Source organism: Roseibium suaedae, assembly GCF_900142725.1.
Classification (GTDB): domain Bacteria; phylum Pseudomonadota; class Alphaproteobacteria; order Rhizobiales; family Stappiaceae; genus Roseibium; species Roseibium suaedae.
On the sequence record NZ_FRBW01000001.1, the window covers coordinates 107,509 to 124,325 of the forward strand.

At 61.0% G+C, this 16,817-nt stretch carries 13 protein-coding genes; 9 read left to right on the forward strand and 4 right to left on the reverse strand.

The window, feature by feature from the left end; genetic code table 11:
• Nucleotides 1–70 precede the first annotated feature (70 nt).
• A complete protein-coding gene (gene gyrB, locus BUA94_RS00435) occupies nucleotides 71–2,503 on the forward strand; it encodes a DNA topoisomerase (ATP-hydrolyzing) subunit B (protein ID WP_073007362.1) in 2,433 nt (810 codons plus the stop codon).
• A gap of 82 nt (nucleotides 2,504–2,585) precedes the next feature.
• Here gyrB and BUA94_RS00440 read toward each other — a convergent pair whose 3' ends face one another.
• The 3 genes from BUA94_RS00440 to mutM form a co-directional block, all read right to left on the reverse strand.
• Nucleotides 2,586–4,604: an EAL domain-containing protein gene (locus BUA94_RS00440; protein WP_073007365.1), complete on the reverse strand. Its 2,019-nt coding sequence runs from the start codon at nucleotides 4,602–4,604 to the stop codon at nucleotides 2,586–2,588.
• 290 nt (nucleotides 4,605–4,894) lie between these two features.
• Nucleotides 4,895–5,668 carry an enoyl-CoA hydratase gene (locus tag BUA94_RS00445; RefSeq protein ID WP_073007368.1) on the reverse strand — a complete coding sequence of 258 codons (774 nt, stop codon included), beginning with the start codon at nucleotides 5,666–5,668 and terminating at the stop codon, nucleotides 4,895–4,897.
• A 114-nt stretch (nucleotides 5,669–5,782) separates the two neighbouring features.
• Nucleotides 5,783–6,676: a bifunctional DNA-formamidopyrimidine glycosylase/DNA-(apurinic or apyrimidinic site) lyase gene (gene mutM / locus BUA94_RS00450; protein WP_073007370.1), complete on the reverse strand. Its 894-nt coding sequence runs from the start codon at nucleotides 6,674–6,676 to the stop codon at nucleotides 5,783–5,785.
• Nucleotides 6,677–6,915: 239 nt separating this feature from the next.
• On the opposite strand from mutM, the gene ubiE reads away from it, so the two are divergent.
• Entirely contained in the window at nucleotides 6,916–7,719 is an 804-nt protein-coding gene (gene ubiE / locus BUA94_RS00455; protein ID WP_073010566.1) for a bifunctional demethylmenaquinone methyltransferase/2-methoxy-6-polyprenyl-1,4-benzoquinol methylase UbiE, read from the forward strand.
• Between the two features lie 3 nt (nucleotides 7,720–7,722).
• Nucleotides 7,723–9,306, forward strand: a complete 1,584-nt coding sequence (ubiB, locus tag BUA94_RS00460; RefSeq protein ID WP_073007373.1) for a 2-polyprenylphenol 6-hydroxylase — start codon at nucleotides 7,723–7,725, stop codon at nucleotides 9,304–9,306.
• 205 nt (nucleotides 9,307–9,511) lie between these two features.
• Here ubiB and BUA94_RS00465 read toward each other — a convergent pair whose 3' ends face one another.
• Nucleotides 9,512–10,132 carry an alpha-ketoglutarate-dependent dioxygenase AlkB family protein gene (locus BUA94_RS00465; RefSeq protein ID WP_073007376.1) on the reverse strand — a complete coding sequence of 207 codons (621 nt, stop codon included), beginning with the start codon at nucleotides 10,130–10,132 and terminating at the stop codon, nucleotides 9,512–9,514.
• A gap of 251 nt (nucleotides 10,133–10,383) precedes the next feature.
• Between BUA94_RS00465 and dnaK the strand changes: the two genes are divergently transcribed.
• The 6 genes from dnaK to BUA94_RS00495 all read left to right on the forward strand — a co-directional run bounded on the left by dnaK (nucleotide 10,384) and on the right by BUA94_RS00495 (nucleotide 16,813).
• Nucleotides 10,384–12,297, forward strand: coding sequence for a molecular chaperone DnaK (dnaK, locus tag BUA94_RS00470; RefSeq protein WP_073007379.1), 1,914 nt, complete (start codon nucleotides 10,384–10,386; stop codon nucleotides 12,295–12,297).
• Nucleotides 12,298–12,528: 231 nt separating this feature from the next.
• Entirely contained in the window at nucleotides 12,529–13,659 is a 1,131-nt protein-coding gene (gene dnaJ, locus BUA94_RS00475; protein ID WP_073007381.1) for a molecular chaperone DnaJ, read from the forward strand.
• Between the two features lie 73 nt (nucleotides 13,660–13,732).
• Nucleotides 13,733–14,362, forward strand: a complete 630-nt coding sequence (locus BUA94_RS00480) for a class I SAM-dependent methyltransferase (protein ID WP_084081638.1) — start codon at nucleotides 13,733–13,735, stop codon at nucleotides 14,360–14,362.
• Nucleotides 14,363–14,414: 52 nt separating this feature from the next.
• Nucleotides 14,415–15,002, forward strand: coding sequence for an NADPH-dependent FMN reductase (locus tag BUA94_RS00485; protein WP_073007384.1), 588 nt, complete (start codon nucleotides 14,415–14,417; stop codon nucleotides 15,000–15,002).
• A gap of 133 nt (nucleotides 15,003–15,135) precedes the next feature.
• Nucleotides 15,136–15,693, forward strand: coding sequence for an ATP-dependent protease subunit HslV (gene hslV, locus BUA94_RS00490; protein WP_073007386.1), 558 nt, complete (start codon nucleotides 15,136–15,138; stop codon nucleotides 15,691–15,693).
• A gap of 34 nt (nucleotides 15,694–15,727) precedes the next feature.
• Complete coding sequence (locus BUA94_RS00495; protein ID WP_073007389.1) at nucleotides 15,728–16,813, forward strand: hypothetical protein; 1,086 nt, start codon at nucleotides 15,728–15,730, stop codon at nucleotides 16,811–16,813.
• Nucleotides 16,814–16,817 lie beyond the last annotated feature (4 nt).

Below are 16,817 nucleotides of genomic sequence, written 5' to 3' on the forward strand. Positions count from 1 at the left end.
CGAGTTGAATGCTGCCGGGAACCCCGTATAACGGACTGACAAACTCTAAAAGAATGAGCATCTGATTCGCATGACCGATCAATCGAACACGGATAATCAACCGGCCGAATATGGCGCGGACTCGATCAAGGTCCTCAAGGGTCTCGACGCGGTGCGCAAGCGTCCGGGGATGTACATCGGTGACACGGACGATGGTTCGGGCCTGCACCACATGGTGTATGAAGTCGTCGACAACGCCATCGATGAAGCCCTTGCCGGTCATGCCGACCGGGTGACGGTCGCGCTGAATGCAGACGGCTCCGTGACCGTTTCCGATAACGGCCGCGGCATTCCGACGGATCTGCATCCGGAAGAAGGCGTCTCGGCTGCTGAAGTGATCATGACCCAGCTTCATGCGGGCGGTAAGTTCGACCAGAATTCCTACAAGGTGTCTGGCGGTCTGCACGGCGTGGGCGTCTCGGTGGTGAACGCGCTGTCGACCTGGCTTGAGCTGCGCATCTGGCGCGCCGGCAAAGAGCACTTCATGCGTTTCCGCCATGGCGATGCGGAAATGCCGCTTGAAGCGGTTGGCGAATCCAACGGCCGCAAGGGCACGGAAGTGACCTTCATGCCGTCGCCCGAGACCTTCACCAAGACCGACTTCGATCTGACCACCCTCGAACACCGTCTGCGCGAACTGGCGTTCCTCAACTCCGGTGTCCGTATTCTTCTGACCGACAAGCGCGGCGTGGAAGAAAAGGAAATCGAGCTCTTCTATGAAGGCGGATTGGAAGCTTTCGTGCGCTATCTCGATCGTGCCAAGCATCCGCTTCTGGAGGATCCGGTCACCCTGGTGGCCGAGCGCGACGGGATCACCGTTGAAGCGTCTCTCTGGTGGAACGACAGTTACCACGAGCAGGTTCTCTGCTTCACCAACAACATTCCCCAGCGCGATGGTGGCACGCACCTTGCCGGCTTCCGCGGCGCGCTGACCCGTCAGATCACCGGTTACGCCGACACTTCGGGCCTTATGAAAAAGGAAAAGGTCTCGCTGACCGGCGATGACTGCCGTGAAGGCCTGACCTGTGTCCTGTCCGTGAAGGTCCCGGATCCGAAGTTCTCGTCCCAGACCAAGGACAAGCTGGTCTCGTCCGAAGTGCGCCCCGTGGTGGAAAACGCCATCAACCAGGCGCTCTCCGACTGGCTGGAAGAAAACCCGGCCAAGGCCAAGGCCGTTGTGTCCAAGGTTGTGGAAGCCGCTTCCGCCCGTGAAGCGGCCCGCAAGGCTCGTGAATTGACCCGCCGCAAGGGCGCGCTCGATATTGCTTCCCTGCCGGGCAAGCTGGCCGACTGTCAGGAGCGTGACGCCTCCAAGGCCGAACTGTTCCTCGTCGAGGGTGACTCCGCAGGTGGCTCCGCAAAGCAGGGCCGTCACCGTGAGAACCAGGCCGTTCTGCCGCTGCGCGGCAAGATCCTTAACGTGGAACGTGCCCGCTTCGACAAGATGTTGTCTTCCAACGAAATCGGAACGCTGATCACCGCGCTCGGCACAGGGATCGGCAAGGAAGAGTTCAACGTCGAAAAGCTGCGCTACCACAAGATCATCATCATGACGGATGCTGACGTCGACGGCGCCCACATCCGGACCCTGCTGTTGACCTTCTTCTTCCGTCAGATGCCGGAACTGATCGAAAACGGCTATGTCTATATCGCGCAGCCGCCGCTCTATAAGGTCAAGCGCGGCCAGTCCGAACAGTATCTCAAGGACCAGGCAGCCCTTGAAAACTATCTGATCGCTTCCGGTCTTGAAGACACGTCCCTGACCCTGTCTGGCGGCGAAGTCCGTATGGCAGGCGATCTGCGGGATGTGGTCGAAAAGGCCCGCACCATTGCCGGTATCTTCGATGGGCTTCATTCGCGCTACAACCGCGACGTTGTCGAGCAGGCAGCGATCGCTGGCGCTCTGAACATCGAGAAGATCCAGAACCCGGAAGCTGCTGCGGAGGCTGCGGCCTATATCGCCCGCCGTCTCGATATCCTTGCGGATGAGTTCGAGCGTGGCTGGACCGGCGAAGTTCGGGATGACGGCGCTCTGGTCTTCCGCCGCACCGTGCGCGGTGTGGACGAAGTGGCTGTCATCGACATGGCCCTGCTCGGATCTTCCGATGCCCGCCGTCTTGATGCCCAGTCCGGCCATCTGCAGGAAATCTACGGCAAGGCCGCGGTTCTGCGCCGCAAGGATGTGCCGAGCGAAATCCGCGGTCCGCGGGCACTGCTGCAGCAGATCTTCAGCTTCGGCCAGAAGGGCATTTCGCTGCAGCGGTATAAAGGCCTTGGCGAGATGAACCCGGAGCAGCTCTGGGAAACCACGCTGGACCCGAATGTCCGCTCCCTGCTGCAGGTGAAGGTCCGCGAGGCAGACGATGCCGATGACATCTTCACCAAGCTGATGGGCGACGAAGTCGAACCGCGCCGCGAGTTCATTCAGGACAATGCCCTCAGCGTGGCGAACCTGGACGTCTGACCCGGACAGCCTTACGAACACGAAAAAGCCCGCCGGAACGATGGTCCGGCGGGCTTTTTGTTGGCTTTGAAAAACCGGCTTTCTAGTCTTCCAGCGCAATGCCCGGCCGGCGGGTGCAGCCTTGCAGTGCGTCAACCGCCAGCTCATTGAGGAGCGCGATCCGGCTCTCCGTTGCGGGTCCCTTGGCGATGATGCGCAGGCCAATATCGTGAGCGGAGGCGACGATGCCCTTGAGCAGAACCCGCTGGCCGTAATTCTCTTCCACCGAGCTGGTCAGGTCGGATGACAGGCGGATCCAGTCGAGACGCAAACCACTTAGCCGGGATAGGACCGGCCAGTGGCCCATGAAGTCGTCGATCGCTGTCTGGCAGCCAAGCTCCGTTGCAAAGCGCAGGAAGGCAGTGGAGCTGCCGGGAGCCCGCAGATAGGTCCGCTCGGTCACTTGCAGGCATAGGCGCCCAGCCAGAAGGGGATTGCCGGCCAGACGATTGCGCAGAAGATCCGAGAACCGGCGGTCTTCGAGAGCAGCCTGGGAAATGGTCAGGCTGCGGAACACCTTGGTTTCGTCAACGGTCGCGGCGTCCAGCGCCTGGTCAACGATCCAGGCGTCGAGCAGGGCAACAGCCTGCTGGTTCGAGCGCTGGTCTTCCTGATGAGAGGAGGCGGCCTGGCCGTCTTCTTCTGAACGCGGCTTCAGGACCACATCAAGGCCGATGGGGCGCATGGTTTCAAGGCGAAGGATGGGCTGAGAGGCCAGCTCAAGCTCTTCCATCCTGAACTCGGACAGGACCGGGCGAGCGCTGAAGGCCAGCTTGGGGCCAAGCGCCGAATGGCCTGCAGTTGCCGAAGGGTTGAACATCTCGACCTGAACGGAGCCCACATTGCCGCGCTTGCTGCGCAGGCAGGAGAGATCGGCATGGTGCAGGACATCTGCTGCCTTTGCCCCTTCCAGAGCCGCGCTCGGTGGGACGATGCAGACGCCAATGGACCCGGCGACGGAGAAGGCATGCCCCTCTGTGTCGAGATGCAGTCCGGCGAGACCATCTCTCAGGGACAGGGCTATGGCCTGGGCCCCGATATAGCCCTCGATCGGACAGAACAGGGCAAACTCGTCGCCATTGATCCGGGCGGCGGCGCCTTTTTCCGGAGTGCAATCCTTGATGACCCCGGCCACCAGGTTCAGCATGGCATCGCCAGCAGCCCGGCCGCCAAGGTCGTTTACGGACTTGAAGCCGTCGATGTCCAGATAGAAGACGGCGACATCCTTGAGCTCGGAACTGCCGGACTGCTGCAATCCGGCATCAAGCAGCTCTTGAAAGGCCCTGCGGTTGAGCAATCCCGTGAGCGGATCGAGATCGTCCGCCTTGCCGGTTCTGGCGTCGCCACGTGGGCAGGGAACACCATGGCGGGCAACCGCCAGAACGGCGCCTTCCGCATCCTGATCGCGTGAGCCTGGCATGAAGCGGACCTCGATGGCGTGCTGTCCGGCGGCGACCAGTCCATCCTCGCCGATGGCGCGGATCGGGATCAGCAAGTTGCTGGCCCGGCCGCTGCGCGCTTCCTGCACACATTCGGCAAGCTGGACAGGCGAGACCAGGCAGTCGGTCAGACCTGTGATGCGGGCATTGATGACGCCAATACTGTCTTCCGGATTGATCAGGAACCAGTCTTCCGGAAAATGCTCCAGCGACATTTCGGGATTTGCAGCGGCGTAAGTGCCGGAAGACATTGCTTCCTCCGGCAGGTCGAGCGCCTGGATCAGCAGGATCTGGTTTGTCGCGGCAGGTCCTGTGAGCAAGGAGAAGCCTAGCCCGGGACCAAGAGCCTGTCCGCTCGAACCATAGAGCAGGCCAAAAACCTCGCAGGCCGCGCCGTTCACAGCCGTCGCAAAGGCCGTCTTGCACTTGATCCAGCTTTCCGGAGAAAGCGCCTTGGGCAGGGTGATGGGAAGGTCGCTGGTCTTGAGGCCGAGCTGACGCATCAGCGGCGCATTTGCCGCAAACAGGGTTCCATCTGCATTTGCCAGTCCCGCCGGCTGAACCAGCGTCTCCAGAAGGGCGCGGCTCGCTCCGGCTAACAGATCACCGCCCGGCAAAGCCAAAAGGGCTATGTTGCCGGCGGCAGGTCGTTGACTGTTTTGCAACAGACCGCCCTCTCATCAGAAATTTGAAACTCTCAAGCGCCGCGACAAAACACAAAACCGGCACCAACTTGTTGATTCGAAAGTTAACACGCCCGAACTGAGAGAAGAGGAGGGCAGAAGACTGCCCACAGGTCTAAGGTTGGTGATGGTTAATGAATGGTTAACTTAAAGATTTCAAATCTTTGTAATGAAGATAGAAAGTATTAAAGCGGCCCCCGAAATGGCCGGGGGCCGAAGTCAAAGAGCGGTCAACGGTTATTGAACTGCGGCTTGCGCTTGTCCACGAACGCGGACATGCCTTCCTTCTGGTCTTCCGTGGCAAACATGGAATGGAAAACCCGGCGCTCGAAACGCACGCCTTCGGCAAGTGTCGTCTCATAAGAGCGGTTCACGCTCTCCTTGGTCATCATGGCGATGGGGAGTGAGAAGCCCGCGATCTTTTCGGCTGCCTTCATAGCTTCCTCAAGCAGTTCATCGGCGGGAACAACGCGGCTCACAAGGCCGGAACGCTCGGCTTCCTGTGCGTCCATCATGCGGCCGGTCAGGCACATGTCCATGGCCTTGGACTTGCCGACGAAACGCGTAAGCCTCTGGGTGCCGCCTGCGCCCGGCATGACGCCAAGGGTGATCTCCGGCTGGCCGAACTTGGCCGTATCCGCAGCGATGATGAAATCGCACATCATGGCCAGTTCGCAGCCACCGCCAAGAGCATAGCCGGCAACCGCCGCAATGATCGGCTTGCGGGCGCGCGAGACCTGATCCCAGGAGGTGATGAAGTCGTTGAGATAGGCTTCCATGTAGGTCAGGGAGCCCATTTCCTTGATGTCGGCACCTGCGGCGAAGGCCTTTTCGGACCCCGTCAGCACGATGCAGCCGATTTTCTCGTCGGATTCAAAGCTGCCGAGAGCCGTGTTCAGCTCGGCGATCAGCGCGGAATTCAGCGCATTCAGGGCAGAAGGTCTGTTCAGCGTGACAAGACCGACGCGGCCTCGTGTTTCGACGCGGATATTCTCGTAACCCATCTGGTTCGCTCCCAATCCAGAATTGTTGCTTCGTCTGATCTACGCGTACCCGGCCCGGTCAACTCTGGCAACAGACCTTCTTGCTGATGTCCCAACGTCACCTTGCAAGAGCGTTCAGCGCTGACAGCGCGGACAGAAGAAGGTCGAGCGGTTGGACTGCACGATCCGTTCGACGATGCCCTTGCAATCCGGCGTCCGGCAGGCGGCTCCCTCCCGGTCATAGACAGCAAACCGGTGCTGAAAGTACCCGAGCGTTCCATCCGCCTGGGTGTGATCGCGCAGGCTCGAGCCTCCGGCCTCGATGGCCTCCATCAGGGTTTCGCGGATGTGGTGGGCAAGTGCGGTGGTCTTGGCTGTCGCCTTGCCGCCCCTACCGGCGATGCTGCCCGCCGCCCGCCGCGGATCCAGCCCGGTCCGCCACAGGGCTTCACACACATAGATGTTGCCGAGACCTGCGATCATTTTCTGGTCCAGAAGAGCCGCCTTGAGCGGGGCCTTCTTGTTTTCGAACAGGCGCGAGATCAGGCCGCCGTCGAGTTCGTTGCCAAGAGGCTCTATGCCCATGGAACTGAAGAGCGCATGGCCCGCAAGCTCTGCTCTTGGAATAAGGGTCATGAAGCCGAACCGGCGCGGGTCATTGTAGAGAACGCGAAGCCTTGCGCCATCCTGCCGGACCAGATGAAAGACGACATGATCATGCTTGCCGTCCTTTGAGCGGGCATGAACGAACTCGCCGGGGGCCAGGGCCCCTTCTTCCGCTTCAATGCGGAAGGAGCCGGACATGCCGAGATGCATGACGAGCACGTCGCCGGTATCAATATCCGCCAGCAGATATTTGGACCGGCGGGACAGGGCATTGACGGTCCGCCCTGTCAGCTTGCCCGCAAAATTGTCCGGAAAGGGAAAACGCAGATCGGGCCGGTTCTGGTCCAGCCGCTCGATCCTGGAGCCTTCGAAGGCAGGAGAAAGGCCGCGCCGGACGGTTTCTACCTCGGGCAGTTCTGGCATGCGATCCTCTGTCTCTCCGCAATAAGCCTTCCGGAGACCGGAACTCATGCGGCAAATAGGTTTCATCCCCTGCCGGGAATGGCGCGAAACGGAACCTTGTACTATGGTCCGCCGCAAAATGACCACCACGGGATTGCCTTTGACTTGGCTCCCGTGGAAAAAGCAGAGCGAAAGACCATCGGCCCGCGGTGCATTGATTGGAAGATCGGCCCATCCGCCACGGCCAAGGAGTGACCATCATGGCTCAGGACGCCCCCATTTCCCAGCGCAGCAGCACCCGCGCCCCCGAGGACATGCCGACCAGTTTCGGCTTCACCACTGTCGGCGAAGGGCAGAAGCAGGCGCTGGTTGATGACGTCTTCCACAAGGTCGCGGCCCGCTATGACGTCATGAACGACCTCATGTCTGCCGGCATGCACCGGGTCTGGAAGGATGCGATGGTGTCCCTTCTGGCCCCGCCAAAGTCCGGCGGCCGGCCCTGGACCCTTCTCGACGTGGCCGGCGGGACTGGTGATATCTCGACCCGCGTCGTCCGCCGCTCCGGCGAAACGGTGAATGCGGTCGTCTGCGACATCAATGAATCCATGCTGGCTGTTGGCCGGGACCGGGCGGAAAAGGCGGGTCTTTCGGACCTGATCACCTTCTCCCAGGGCAACGCCGAGGAGCTTCCTTTCCCGGACAAGCATTTCGACGCCTATACGATCGCCTTTGGCATCCGAAATGTGCCGGATATTCCGAAGGCCCTGCGCGAGGCGCACCGGGTGCTCAAGCGTGGCGGCCGTTTCCTGTGCCTTGAGTTTTCCGAGGTCGACGTGCCGCTGCTCGACAAGGTCTATGACGCCTTCTCCTTCAACGTCATTCCGCCGATTGGCCGCATGGTGACAGGAGACGGTGAGCCTTACCGCTATCTCGTGGAATCCATCCGCAAGTTCCCCCATCAGGAGCGCTTTGCGGAAATGATCCGCGAAGCAGGGTTCGAGCGGGTCACCTATCGCAACTATTCCGGCGGGATTGCCGCCCTTCACGCTGGCTGGAAACTCTGATCCATGGGATTTGCCGTGATGCCACTGATCCGCCTTGTCCGGGCGGGTTACATCATGGCCCGCGAGGGCGTGTTCGGATTGGCGCAGCTTCCCGATCTTCCGGCAGGGCCGCGGATCGCGATTGCCTGCGCCCGGATGCTGGAGCGCCGGTCCGTGCGGGACAAGAGTGCCCAGTCGCGCCTTTCAGATGCGCTGAACCGGCTCGGTCCCTCCTATGTGAAGCTCGGCCAGTTTCTGGCGACCCGCGAAGACGTGGTCGGCAAGGACGCGGCCCGCGAACTGTCTTCGCTGCAGGACAGCTTGCCGCCCTTCTCCCACGAGGCCGCCCGCAAGGCCGTGGCCGAACAGCTTCAGCGGCCTGTTGAAGAAATCTTCGTCGAGTTCGGCCAGGCGGTTGCAGCTGCGTCTATTGCTCAGGTCCATCCGGCGGTTGTCCGCTCCCGGGATGGAACGGAGCGCAAGGTCGCGGTCAAGGTGTTGCGCCCCGGGGTCGCCCGCCGGTTCCAACGGGACCTGGAAAGCTTCTACTTGGTGGCGCGGATTGCCGAGCGGTTCCATCCGCCGTCCCGCCGCCTGCGCCCTGTGGCCGTGGTTGATACGCTCGCCAAGTCTGTCGCCATGGAAATGGACTTCCGTCTTGAGGCCGCGGGCCTGTCGGAGATGGCCGAGAACACGGCCGGAGATCCGGGCTTCCGTGTGCCGGAGGTCGACTGGCTGCGCACCTCCAAGGGCATTCTCACCATGGAGTGGATCGACGGACGCAAGATGTCGGACGTCGGAGGGCTGAGGTCTGACGGTCTGGACCTTGAGGCTCTCGGCGCAAACGTGATCCAGAGCTTCCTGCGCCACACCCTGCGCGATGGCTTCTTCCATGCGGACATGCATCAGGGCAACCTGTTCGTGGAAGCGGATGGAACGCTGGTCGCTGTCGATTTCGGCATCACCGGGCGGCTCAGCCCGCGCGAGCGCCGGTTCCTCGCTGAAATCCTCTTCGGCTTCATCACGCGTAACTACCGCCGGGTGGCGGAGGTTCACTTCGAGGCGGGCTATGTTCCGGCCGATCAGGACGTGGACATGTTCGCCCAGGCGATCCGCGCCATTGGCGAGCCGATCCACGGTCATGATGCCAGCGAGATTTCCATGGCCCGGCTGTTGACCCAGCTGTTCGAGGTGACGGAACTCTTCGAGATGAGCACACAGACCCAGCTCATCATGCTGCAGAAGACCATGGTCGTGGTGGAGGGCGTTGCCCGGACGCTCAATCCGCATCTCGACATGTGGAAGACCGCCGAGCCTGTCGTCGGTACCTGGATTCGCGACAATCTCGGTCCTGTCGGCAAGATCAAGGATGCGGGCAATCTGGTTGGCTCCATGCTTCGCATTGCCAACGATCTGCCCATCTTCGCTGACCGCATCGGCCGCATGTCCTACGAGCTAGAGAGCATGACCCAGAACGGCCTGCGTTTTGACAAGGCAACGGCGGAAGCCATCGGCAAGGCCGAAGCCCGCCACACCCGCTCCGGCCGCGTGGCGCTTTGGGTGATTGCGCTGTCTCTGGCGGCGATTGCGGTGAAGCAGTTCCTCTGACGGTTCAACCCTCACCCGGACCTTCGGTCCGACCTCTCCCGATCTCGGGAGAGGTAAGCTCCGCTCGCATAGCTAGAGCTGAAGTTCGAGCATCTAGGCCATGTTTTCAAACTGAATAATTTGGCCAAACGCCAACAAAGCCCACCAGTCACCTCTCCCAAGCCTGGGAGAGGTCGGACCGAAGGTCCGGGTGAGGGTTGTTCATTTAATCCCTCGTCACCCGTCTCAGCGTCAGATTGATCCGCCCGCCATTCTTCAGCAAAGTTGAGGTGCCCGGCAGGATGCGGTCGATGCCGTGGAAGGCGAGGCGGGAGGGGCCGCCGAGTACGGCGACGTCACCGGAACTCAGGCGGAGAGACGTCGTCGGGTCCTTGCGGTTTGTGCCGCCGATCCGGAAGGTGGCCGTGTCGCCTAGAGAGACGGAGATTACCGGGGCATCGAAGGTTTCCTCGTCCCGGTCCTGATGCAGGCCCATTTTCGCGGATGTCTCATAAAAATTGATCAGGCAGGCTTCCGGCTCGCGCGCGTCCGGCGCGACGTCGCGCCAGAGCTGCAGGAGTGCATTCGGGATCAGTGGCCATGGGTTACCGGTTGCCGGATGAACTGACTGATAGCGGTAGCCGTTGATGTCCGAGACCCAGCCAAGCGGCCCGCAATTGCTCATGCGAACGGAGAAAGGTTTTCCGGTTCGCGGCATCACGGGGCGGAACAGCGGTGCGTCCACAAGAACCATGCGCAGGGTTTCCAGAAGTTCTTCCTGGGCTGTCCGGCTGAAATATCCCGGAAGCAGGCGGAACCCTTCGGGTTGTGAGGCGGCTTTGGTCACTGTATTCCTTCCTCGTCTTCTTCGCCGGCTTGGGGCAGCTTCTGCTGGTAACCAACTGGGAAGATTTATAGAGAATACAGAAAGCCTCGCAAATCGGCGCGTCTGGTGCCTTGCGAGGCCGAATTCATCCACCTATATAGCGTTCGACACCACGGAAACGTGGCCAACCCGGGCGCTATCCCGGAGACATACTGAGGAGCCGGATTGATGCCGTTACGGGTCTTTCCGGTTTGCTAGAAAGAGAGGCAGATATGGCAAAGGTCATTGGTATCGACCTCGGCACGACCAACTCGTGCGTCGCCGTCATGGACGGTAAAGATTCCAAGGTTATTGAAAACTCCGAAGGTGCACGGACGACTCCGTCCATGGTCGCCTTTTCCGACGACGGTGAGCGTCTCGTCGGTCAGCCTGCCAAGCGTCAGGCTGTTACCAACCCGACCAACACCCTGTTCGCGGTTAAGCGCCTGATCGGCCGCCGGTTCGACGATCCGACCGTGGCCAAGGACAAGAAGCTCGTTCCGTTCGAAATCGTGAAGGCTGACAACGGCGATGCTTGGGTCGAAGCCCACGGTGAGAAGTACTCCCCGTCGCAGGTTTCCGCCTTCATTCTTCAGAAGATGAAGGAAACCGCCGAGAGCTATCTCGGCGAGAAGGTCACCCAGGCGGTCATCACCGTTCCGGCCTACTTCAACGATGCTCAGCGTCAGGCAACCAAGGATGCCGGCAAGATCGCCGGTCTCGAAGTCCTGCGCATCATCAACGAGCCGACTGCGGCAGCCCTTGCCTATGGCCTAGACAAGAACGATGGCAAGACCATCGCAGTCTATGACCTTGGCGGCGGTACCTTCGACGTGTCCGTGCTCGAAATCGGTGACGGCGTCTTTGAAGTGAAGTCCACGAACGGGGACACGTTCCTCGGCGGTGAAGACTTCGACATGGTTCTGGTCGACTATCTGGCTTCCGAGTTCAAGAAGGACCAGGGCATCGACCTCAAGAACGACAAGCTGGCCCTGCAGCGTCTGAAGGAAGCTGCGGAAAAGGCGAAGATCGAACTGTCGTCCTCGTCCCAGACCGAAATCAACCTGCCGTTCATCACGGCGGATGCTTCCGGTCCCAAGCACCTGACGCTCAAGCTGACCCGCGCGAAGTTCGAATCCCTCGTGGACGATCTGGTCAAGCGGACCATCGAGCCGATGAAGGCTGCTCTGAAGGACGCCGGCATCTCTGCTGGTGAAATCGATGAAGTGGTTCTGGTCGGCGGCATGACCCGTATGCCGAAGATCCAGGAAACCGTGAAGAACTTCTTCGGCAAGGAGCCGCACAAGGGTGTGAACCCGGACGAAGTGGTGGCCATGGGCGCTGCCATTCAGGCCGGTGTTCTGCAGGGCGACGTCAAGGACGTTCTGCTGCTCGACGTGACGCCGCTGTCCCTCGGCATCGAAACGCTGGGCGGTGTCTTCACCCGTCTGATCGACCGTAACACGACGATCCCGACGAAGAAGAGCCAGACCTTCTCGACCGCCGAAGACAACCAGACGGCTGTGACCATCCGCGTGTTCCAGGGTGAACGCGAAATGGCTGCGGACAACAAGATCCTCGGCCAGTTCGACCTGGTGGGCCTGCCGCCCGCACCGCGCGGCGTGCCGCAGATCGAAGTCGCTTTCGACATCGACGCCAACGGCATCGTGAACGTGTCCGCAAAGGACAAGGGCACGGGCAAGGAACAGCAGATCCGCATCCAGGCCTCCGGCGGCCTCAGCGACAGTGACATCGACCAGATGATCAAGGACGCTGAATCTCACGCCGATGAGGACAAGAAGCGGAAGGAACTGGTCGAAGCCAAGAACCAGGGTGAAGCTCTGGTGCACTCCACCGACAAGTCCCTCAAGGACTACGGTGACAAGGTCAGCGCCGACGAAAAGGGTGCGATCGAGACGGCTCTTGAGAGCCTGAAGACCGCGCTTGAAGGCACCGACCTGGAGGACATCAAGGCCAAGACCCAGGCTCTTGCCGAAGCGTCCATGAAGCTGGGCGAAGCCATGTACAAGGCATCGCAGGCTGAAGCTGAAGGCGCCGACGCCGGTGCGGAAGCTTCCGCTGCTGATGACGACGTGGTCGACGCAGACTTCGAGGAAGTCAAGGACGACGACAAGAAGTCGGCCTAACCCAAAGCAACCGGCGGCCTGCAGGGCGACTTGCAGGCCGTTGGCTTTCTGTGGCATTGGCGCTGCGGACTGGCGCTCCCCGCGACATTTTCTGGGTGCCGGATGGAAATCCGGCTCTTGTCATGTCAGGGAGGCAAGCTGACTGCATCCGAAAGCGCCGGCCCAATGACCTCCGAAGGCGTCTGCGCGGATGCGTGTGCGGACATGCCGGACAGGATTGAGTGACCAGACATGGCCAAACGTGATTTCTATGAAGTGCTGGGCGTCTCCAAGGATGCTGATGAAAAGGCTCTGAAGAGCGCCTATCGCAAGATGGCGATGCAATACCATCCGGATCGCAATCCGGGGAATGCAGAGGCCGAAGCCAGCTTCAAGGAAGTGAACGAAGCCTATGACACTTTGAAGGACGCGCAGAAGCGCGCGGCCTATGACCGTTTTGGCCATGCTGCTTTCGAAAACGGCGGCTTTGGCGGCGGTGGTGCCGGTCGCAATGGCGACTTCCATTCCACCATGTCCGACATTTTCGAAGAATTTTTCGGCATGGGCGGCGGTGGCCGCCGGTCGAACGGCCGCGAGCGCGGCGCTGACCTGCGCTACAATCTCGAAATCACCCTCGAGGAAGCCTTCGAAGGCAAGACCGTCGAGATCGAAGTTCCGACCAGCGTAACCTGTGAGGCTTGCACCGGTTCCGGCGCGAAGCCGGGGACGAGCCCTGCAACCTGCCGCACCTGCGGTGGGGCTGGCCGTGTGCGCGCTGCGCAAGGGTTCTTCACGCTCGAACGCACCTGCCCGACCTGTCAGGGCAAGGGCCAGGTCATTGCTGATCCCTGCGGTGTTTGCGGCGGTGTCGGCCGGACTACCCAGGAGCGGACGCTCTCGGTCAATATTCCCTCGGGCATCGAGGACGGAACCCGTATCCGTCTTGCGGGCGAAGGCGAGGCCGGGCTGCGCGGGGGGCCGTCCGGCGACCTCTATATCTTTCTGTCGATCCGCCCGCATGAGTTCTTCCAGCGCGAAGGCGCGGATCTCTATTGCCGGGTTCCGATCTCCATGACGACGGCTGCCCTTGGCGGCCAGTTCGATGTGCCGACCCTGGAAGGCGTAACCAGCCGGGTGAAGGTTCCGGAAGGAACGCAGACCGGAAAACAGTTCCGCCTCAAGGGCAAAGGCATGCCGGTGATGCGTTCGGCGCAGCATGGTGACATGTATATTCAGGTAACTGTGGAGACCCCGACCAACCTGACAAAGCGCCAGAGAGAGTTGCTCACCGAATTCGAACAGGGTGCTTCTGGTGAAAATCACCCGGAATCCTCCGGATTTTTCGCTAGGATGAAGGATTTCATCGACAATCTTGGCAGCTGACACGGATTGGCCATCTTGAAATGATGCTTCTGAACGCCCTACATTTTCGCAAGCGGGGGGAGGACTGGAGCAGATGATGGATAGGACGGGGCCGCATTCCCAGGCCGTTCGCAAAAAAGTCGAACAGGTCAAGGCGTTAAAGGCAAAGGCCCTGGATGAAGTCCGCTTCTTCCGGTCTTGGGTGGAAAGCCCGCTCAAGACAGGTGCTGTCAGTCCTTCCGGTCCTTTGCTTGCAGCCAAGATGGCCTCCTATCTGGAGGCTGCCCCCGGAGCTCACGTGGTCGAGCTCGGACCGGGCACCGGTGTCGTAACCCGCGCCATTCTGGAACGCGGCATTCTCCGCAAGAACCTTGTCGCCGTCGAGTACAGCCACGAATTCTGCGAGTTGCTGCATGGCCGTTACCCGGGCATGTCCGTCATTCAGGGCGATGCCTATGCCATCCAGGACCTGTTCAAGGGCACAAAGCCGTTGGACGGGATCGTCTCCAGCCTGCCGCTTTTCACGAAACCGGAGAATGAGCGGCTGCGGCTGATCGAGGATGCGCTGGAGCTGTTGAAGCCGGGCGCGCCTTTCATCCAGTTTTCCTACGCGCTCGTTCCGCCGGTAAAGGCCCAGCCAGGCCGTTTCTCGCTGAGCAAGTCCGACTGGATCTGGAAGAACCTGCCGCCGGCACGGGTCTGGGTCTATCGCAAGGTCCATTGACCGGACCGCAGGCACTCAATTGAAATCTCTTTGCCAATAGAGGGGTGTTGTCATGCGGGCAGTCAAGATTCTCGTTTTCTCCGGTTCGACCCGGTCTGGCTCCTTCAACGGCAAGCTTGCCGGCGCGGTCCTGCGCGAACTGGCTTTGGGCGATGCCCAGGCGACCCGGATCTCCCTCTCGGATTTTCCCTTGCCGCTCTATGATGGCGACCTGGAACAGACCAAGGGCGTGCCTGAGGCTGCGCACAAGCTGAAGCGGATCATCCAGTCTCATGACGGGGTCTTTATCGCCTGCCCGGAATACAATGCGGGCGTGACACCTCTGCTTAAGAATACCCTCGACTGGGTCAGCCGGATTTCCGATCCGGGCGAACCGGCCTCCGCAGCTTTCAAGCAGAACCGTGTTTTCGCCATCGGCTCGGCCTCCCCGGGCGCCATGGGCGGTGTCCGTGGTCTCATGTCCATGCGCACCATTCTGGAAATGGGGCTCGGCGCCCTTGTCATTCCCCAGACCGTGATCGTTTCCAGTGCGGCATCTGCCTTTGATGCCAAGGGGGATCTTGCGGATGAGCGGTCCGCATCGCTTCTCAAGGCCATGGTTCAGGCCCTGATCCGGCAGGCCCGTTTTCAACTGGGCTGACAACCGGAGGTCCTCAGCCGTGAGCCCTGTGGCTTGGCAATGCTGCCCGGTACCCCTACATAGGTCCCGGAGAGGCGGTGATGGTCGTATGCAGGACCGGTGCCGCCCGTGACGTCAACGCCAAGAGGACCCTATGAGCGAAGCACGAGAACCCGCCGTCTGGCATGGCACCACCATTCTGCTGGTCCGCAAGGGCGGCAAGGTCGTGATTGCCGGCGATGGCCAGGTTTCCCTCGGTCAGACCGTCATCAAGAACACCGCCCGCAAGGTGCGCCCGCTGGCAAAGGGCGAAGTGATCGCCGGCTTTGCCGGGGCGACAGCGGATGCTTTCACCCTCTTTGAGCGTCTGGAAGCCAAACTGGAACAATATCCCGGACAGCTGATGCGCTCCTGCGTGGAGCTGGCGAAGGACTGGCGGACGGACCGCTATCTGCGCCGTCTCGAAGCGATGATGCTTGTTGCCGATAAGAATGTGGCTCTGGTCCTGACGGGCACGGGTGACGTTCTGGAGCCGGAAGGCGGTATCGCCGGTATCGGGTCCGGAGGCAATTATGCGCTGGCTGCGGCCCGTGCGCTAGCAGATACGGATCTGGATGCGGAAGCCATTGCCCGCAAGGCCATGGCAATCGCCGCTGATATCTGCGTCTACACCAACGGCAATCTGACGGTCGAAAGCCTGGAGACGGAGTGAGTGCGTCAGCTCTCACCCTTAGCGGGAGAACGCAATGACTGAGGTTCTCGAACGCCGCCTTCAGGATGCCGTGTCGGCTGGCCTTCTCGATGCCGGACTGGCAGGCCGTCTGAAGGTCTTCTGGCAGGAGCAGGACCGGCTCGGGGTAGAGGCTCAGGCCTCAGATCCGGTGTCGCGTGTGGATGCGGAAGAGGTCCGCTTCGTCCGCGGGTTCCACGATATCTTCATTGCCATTGGCCTTTCCCTCTTTATGGTCGGTCTGGTCTACGGCCTGAAGGGGCTCGTGCCGATGGGCGTCACGGCGGCTGCGGGTGCTGCGGCAATCTGGGGTCTCTCCGAGATCTTTGCACGCCGCATGCGGCTTGCGCTGCCATCCTTTCTGCTGACGATCCTGTTCACCCCGTTCTTTTTCCTGGCCTGTCTTGGCCTGTTCGTGGGCGAAAACAGCACAGCGGCTTCGGCAGGGAATGCCTTTGACAATTCCGAAGCTCAGGTTCTGATCCTGCCTGCCCTGATCGCGACACTCGGTGCATCGCTCCATCTCTGGCGGTTCCGTGTTCCAGTGGGATTTGCGGTGGTGACGGCAGGAGTGCTCTTCCTTGCTGTCGTGCTGGTGGAAACCGCTGTTCCGCATCTGGTTCAGAACAATATTGCCTGGTTCACGCTTGTGGCCGGCCTTGCCAGTTTCCTGGCGGGCATGGTGTTCGACAGCCGGGACCTGACCCGGTCCACGATCAACAGCGACAAAGGCTTCTGGCTTCATCTGATGGCCGCGCCCCTGATCGTGCACTCCATTCTCAACCTTGCGACCGGCGGCGACTATTTCAGTGACACGGGATCTGCAGCGATCGTGATCGCCATGTTCCTGCTCCTGTCCTTTGTCGCCATCCTTGTCGACCGCCGGGCATTGCTGGTTTCCGGTCTTGGCTATTTCGGTGTCGCCCTGGGCGTGCTGTTGAGCGAGGCGGAACTTTCGGGCGAGGCCGGTGTTGCCGGAACCCTTCTGGTTCTGGGTTGCTTCATTCTTCTGCTGGGCTCGGCCTGGCGTATTGTCCGCCGGGTTCTGGTGGCGCCTGTGGCCGGAACGCCGGTCATGCGCTTCATCCCGGCGGCCTCCTGATCAT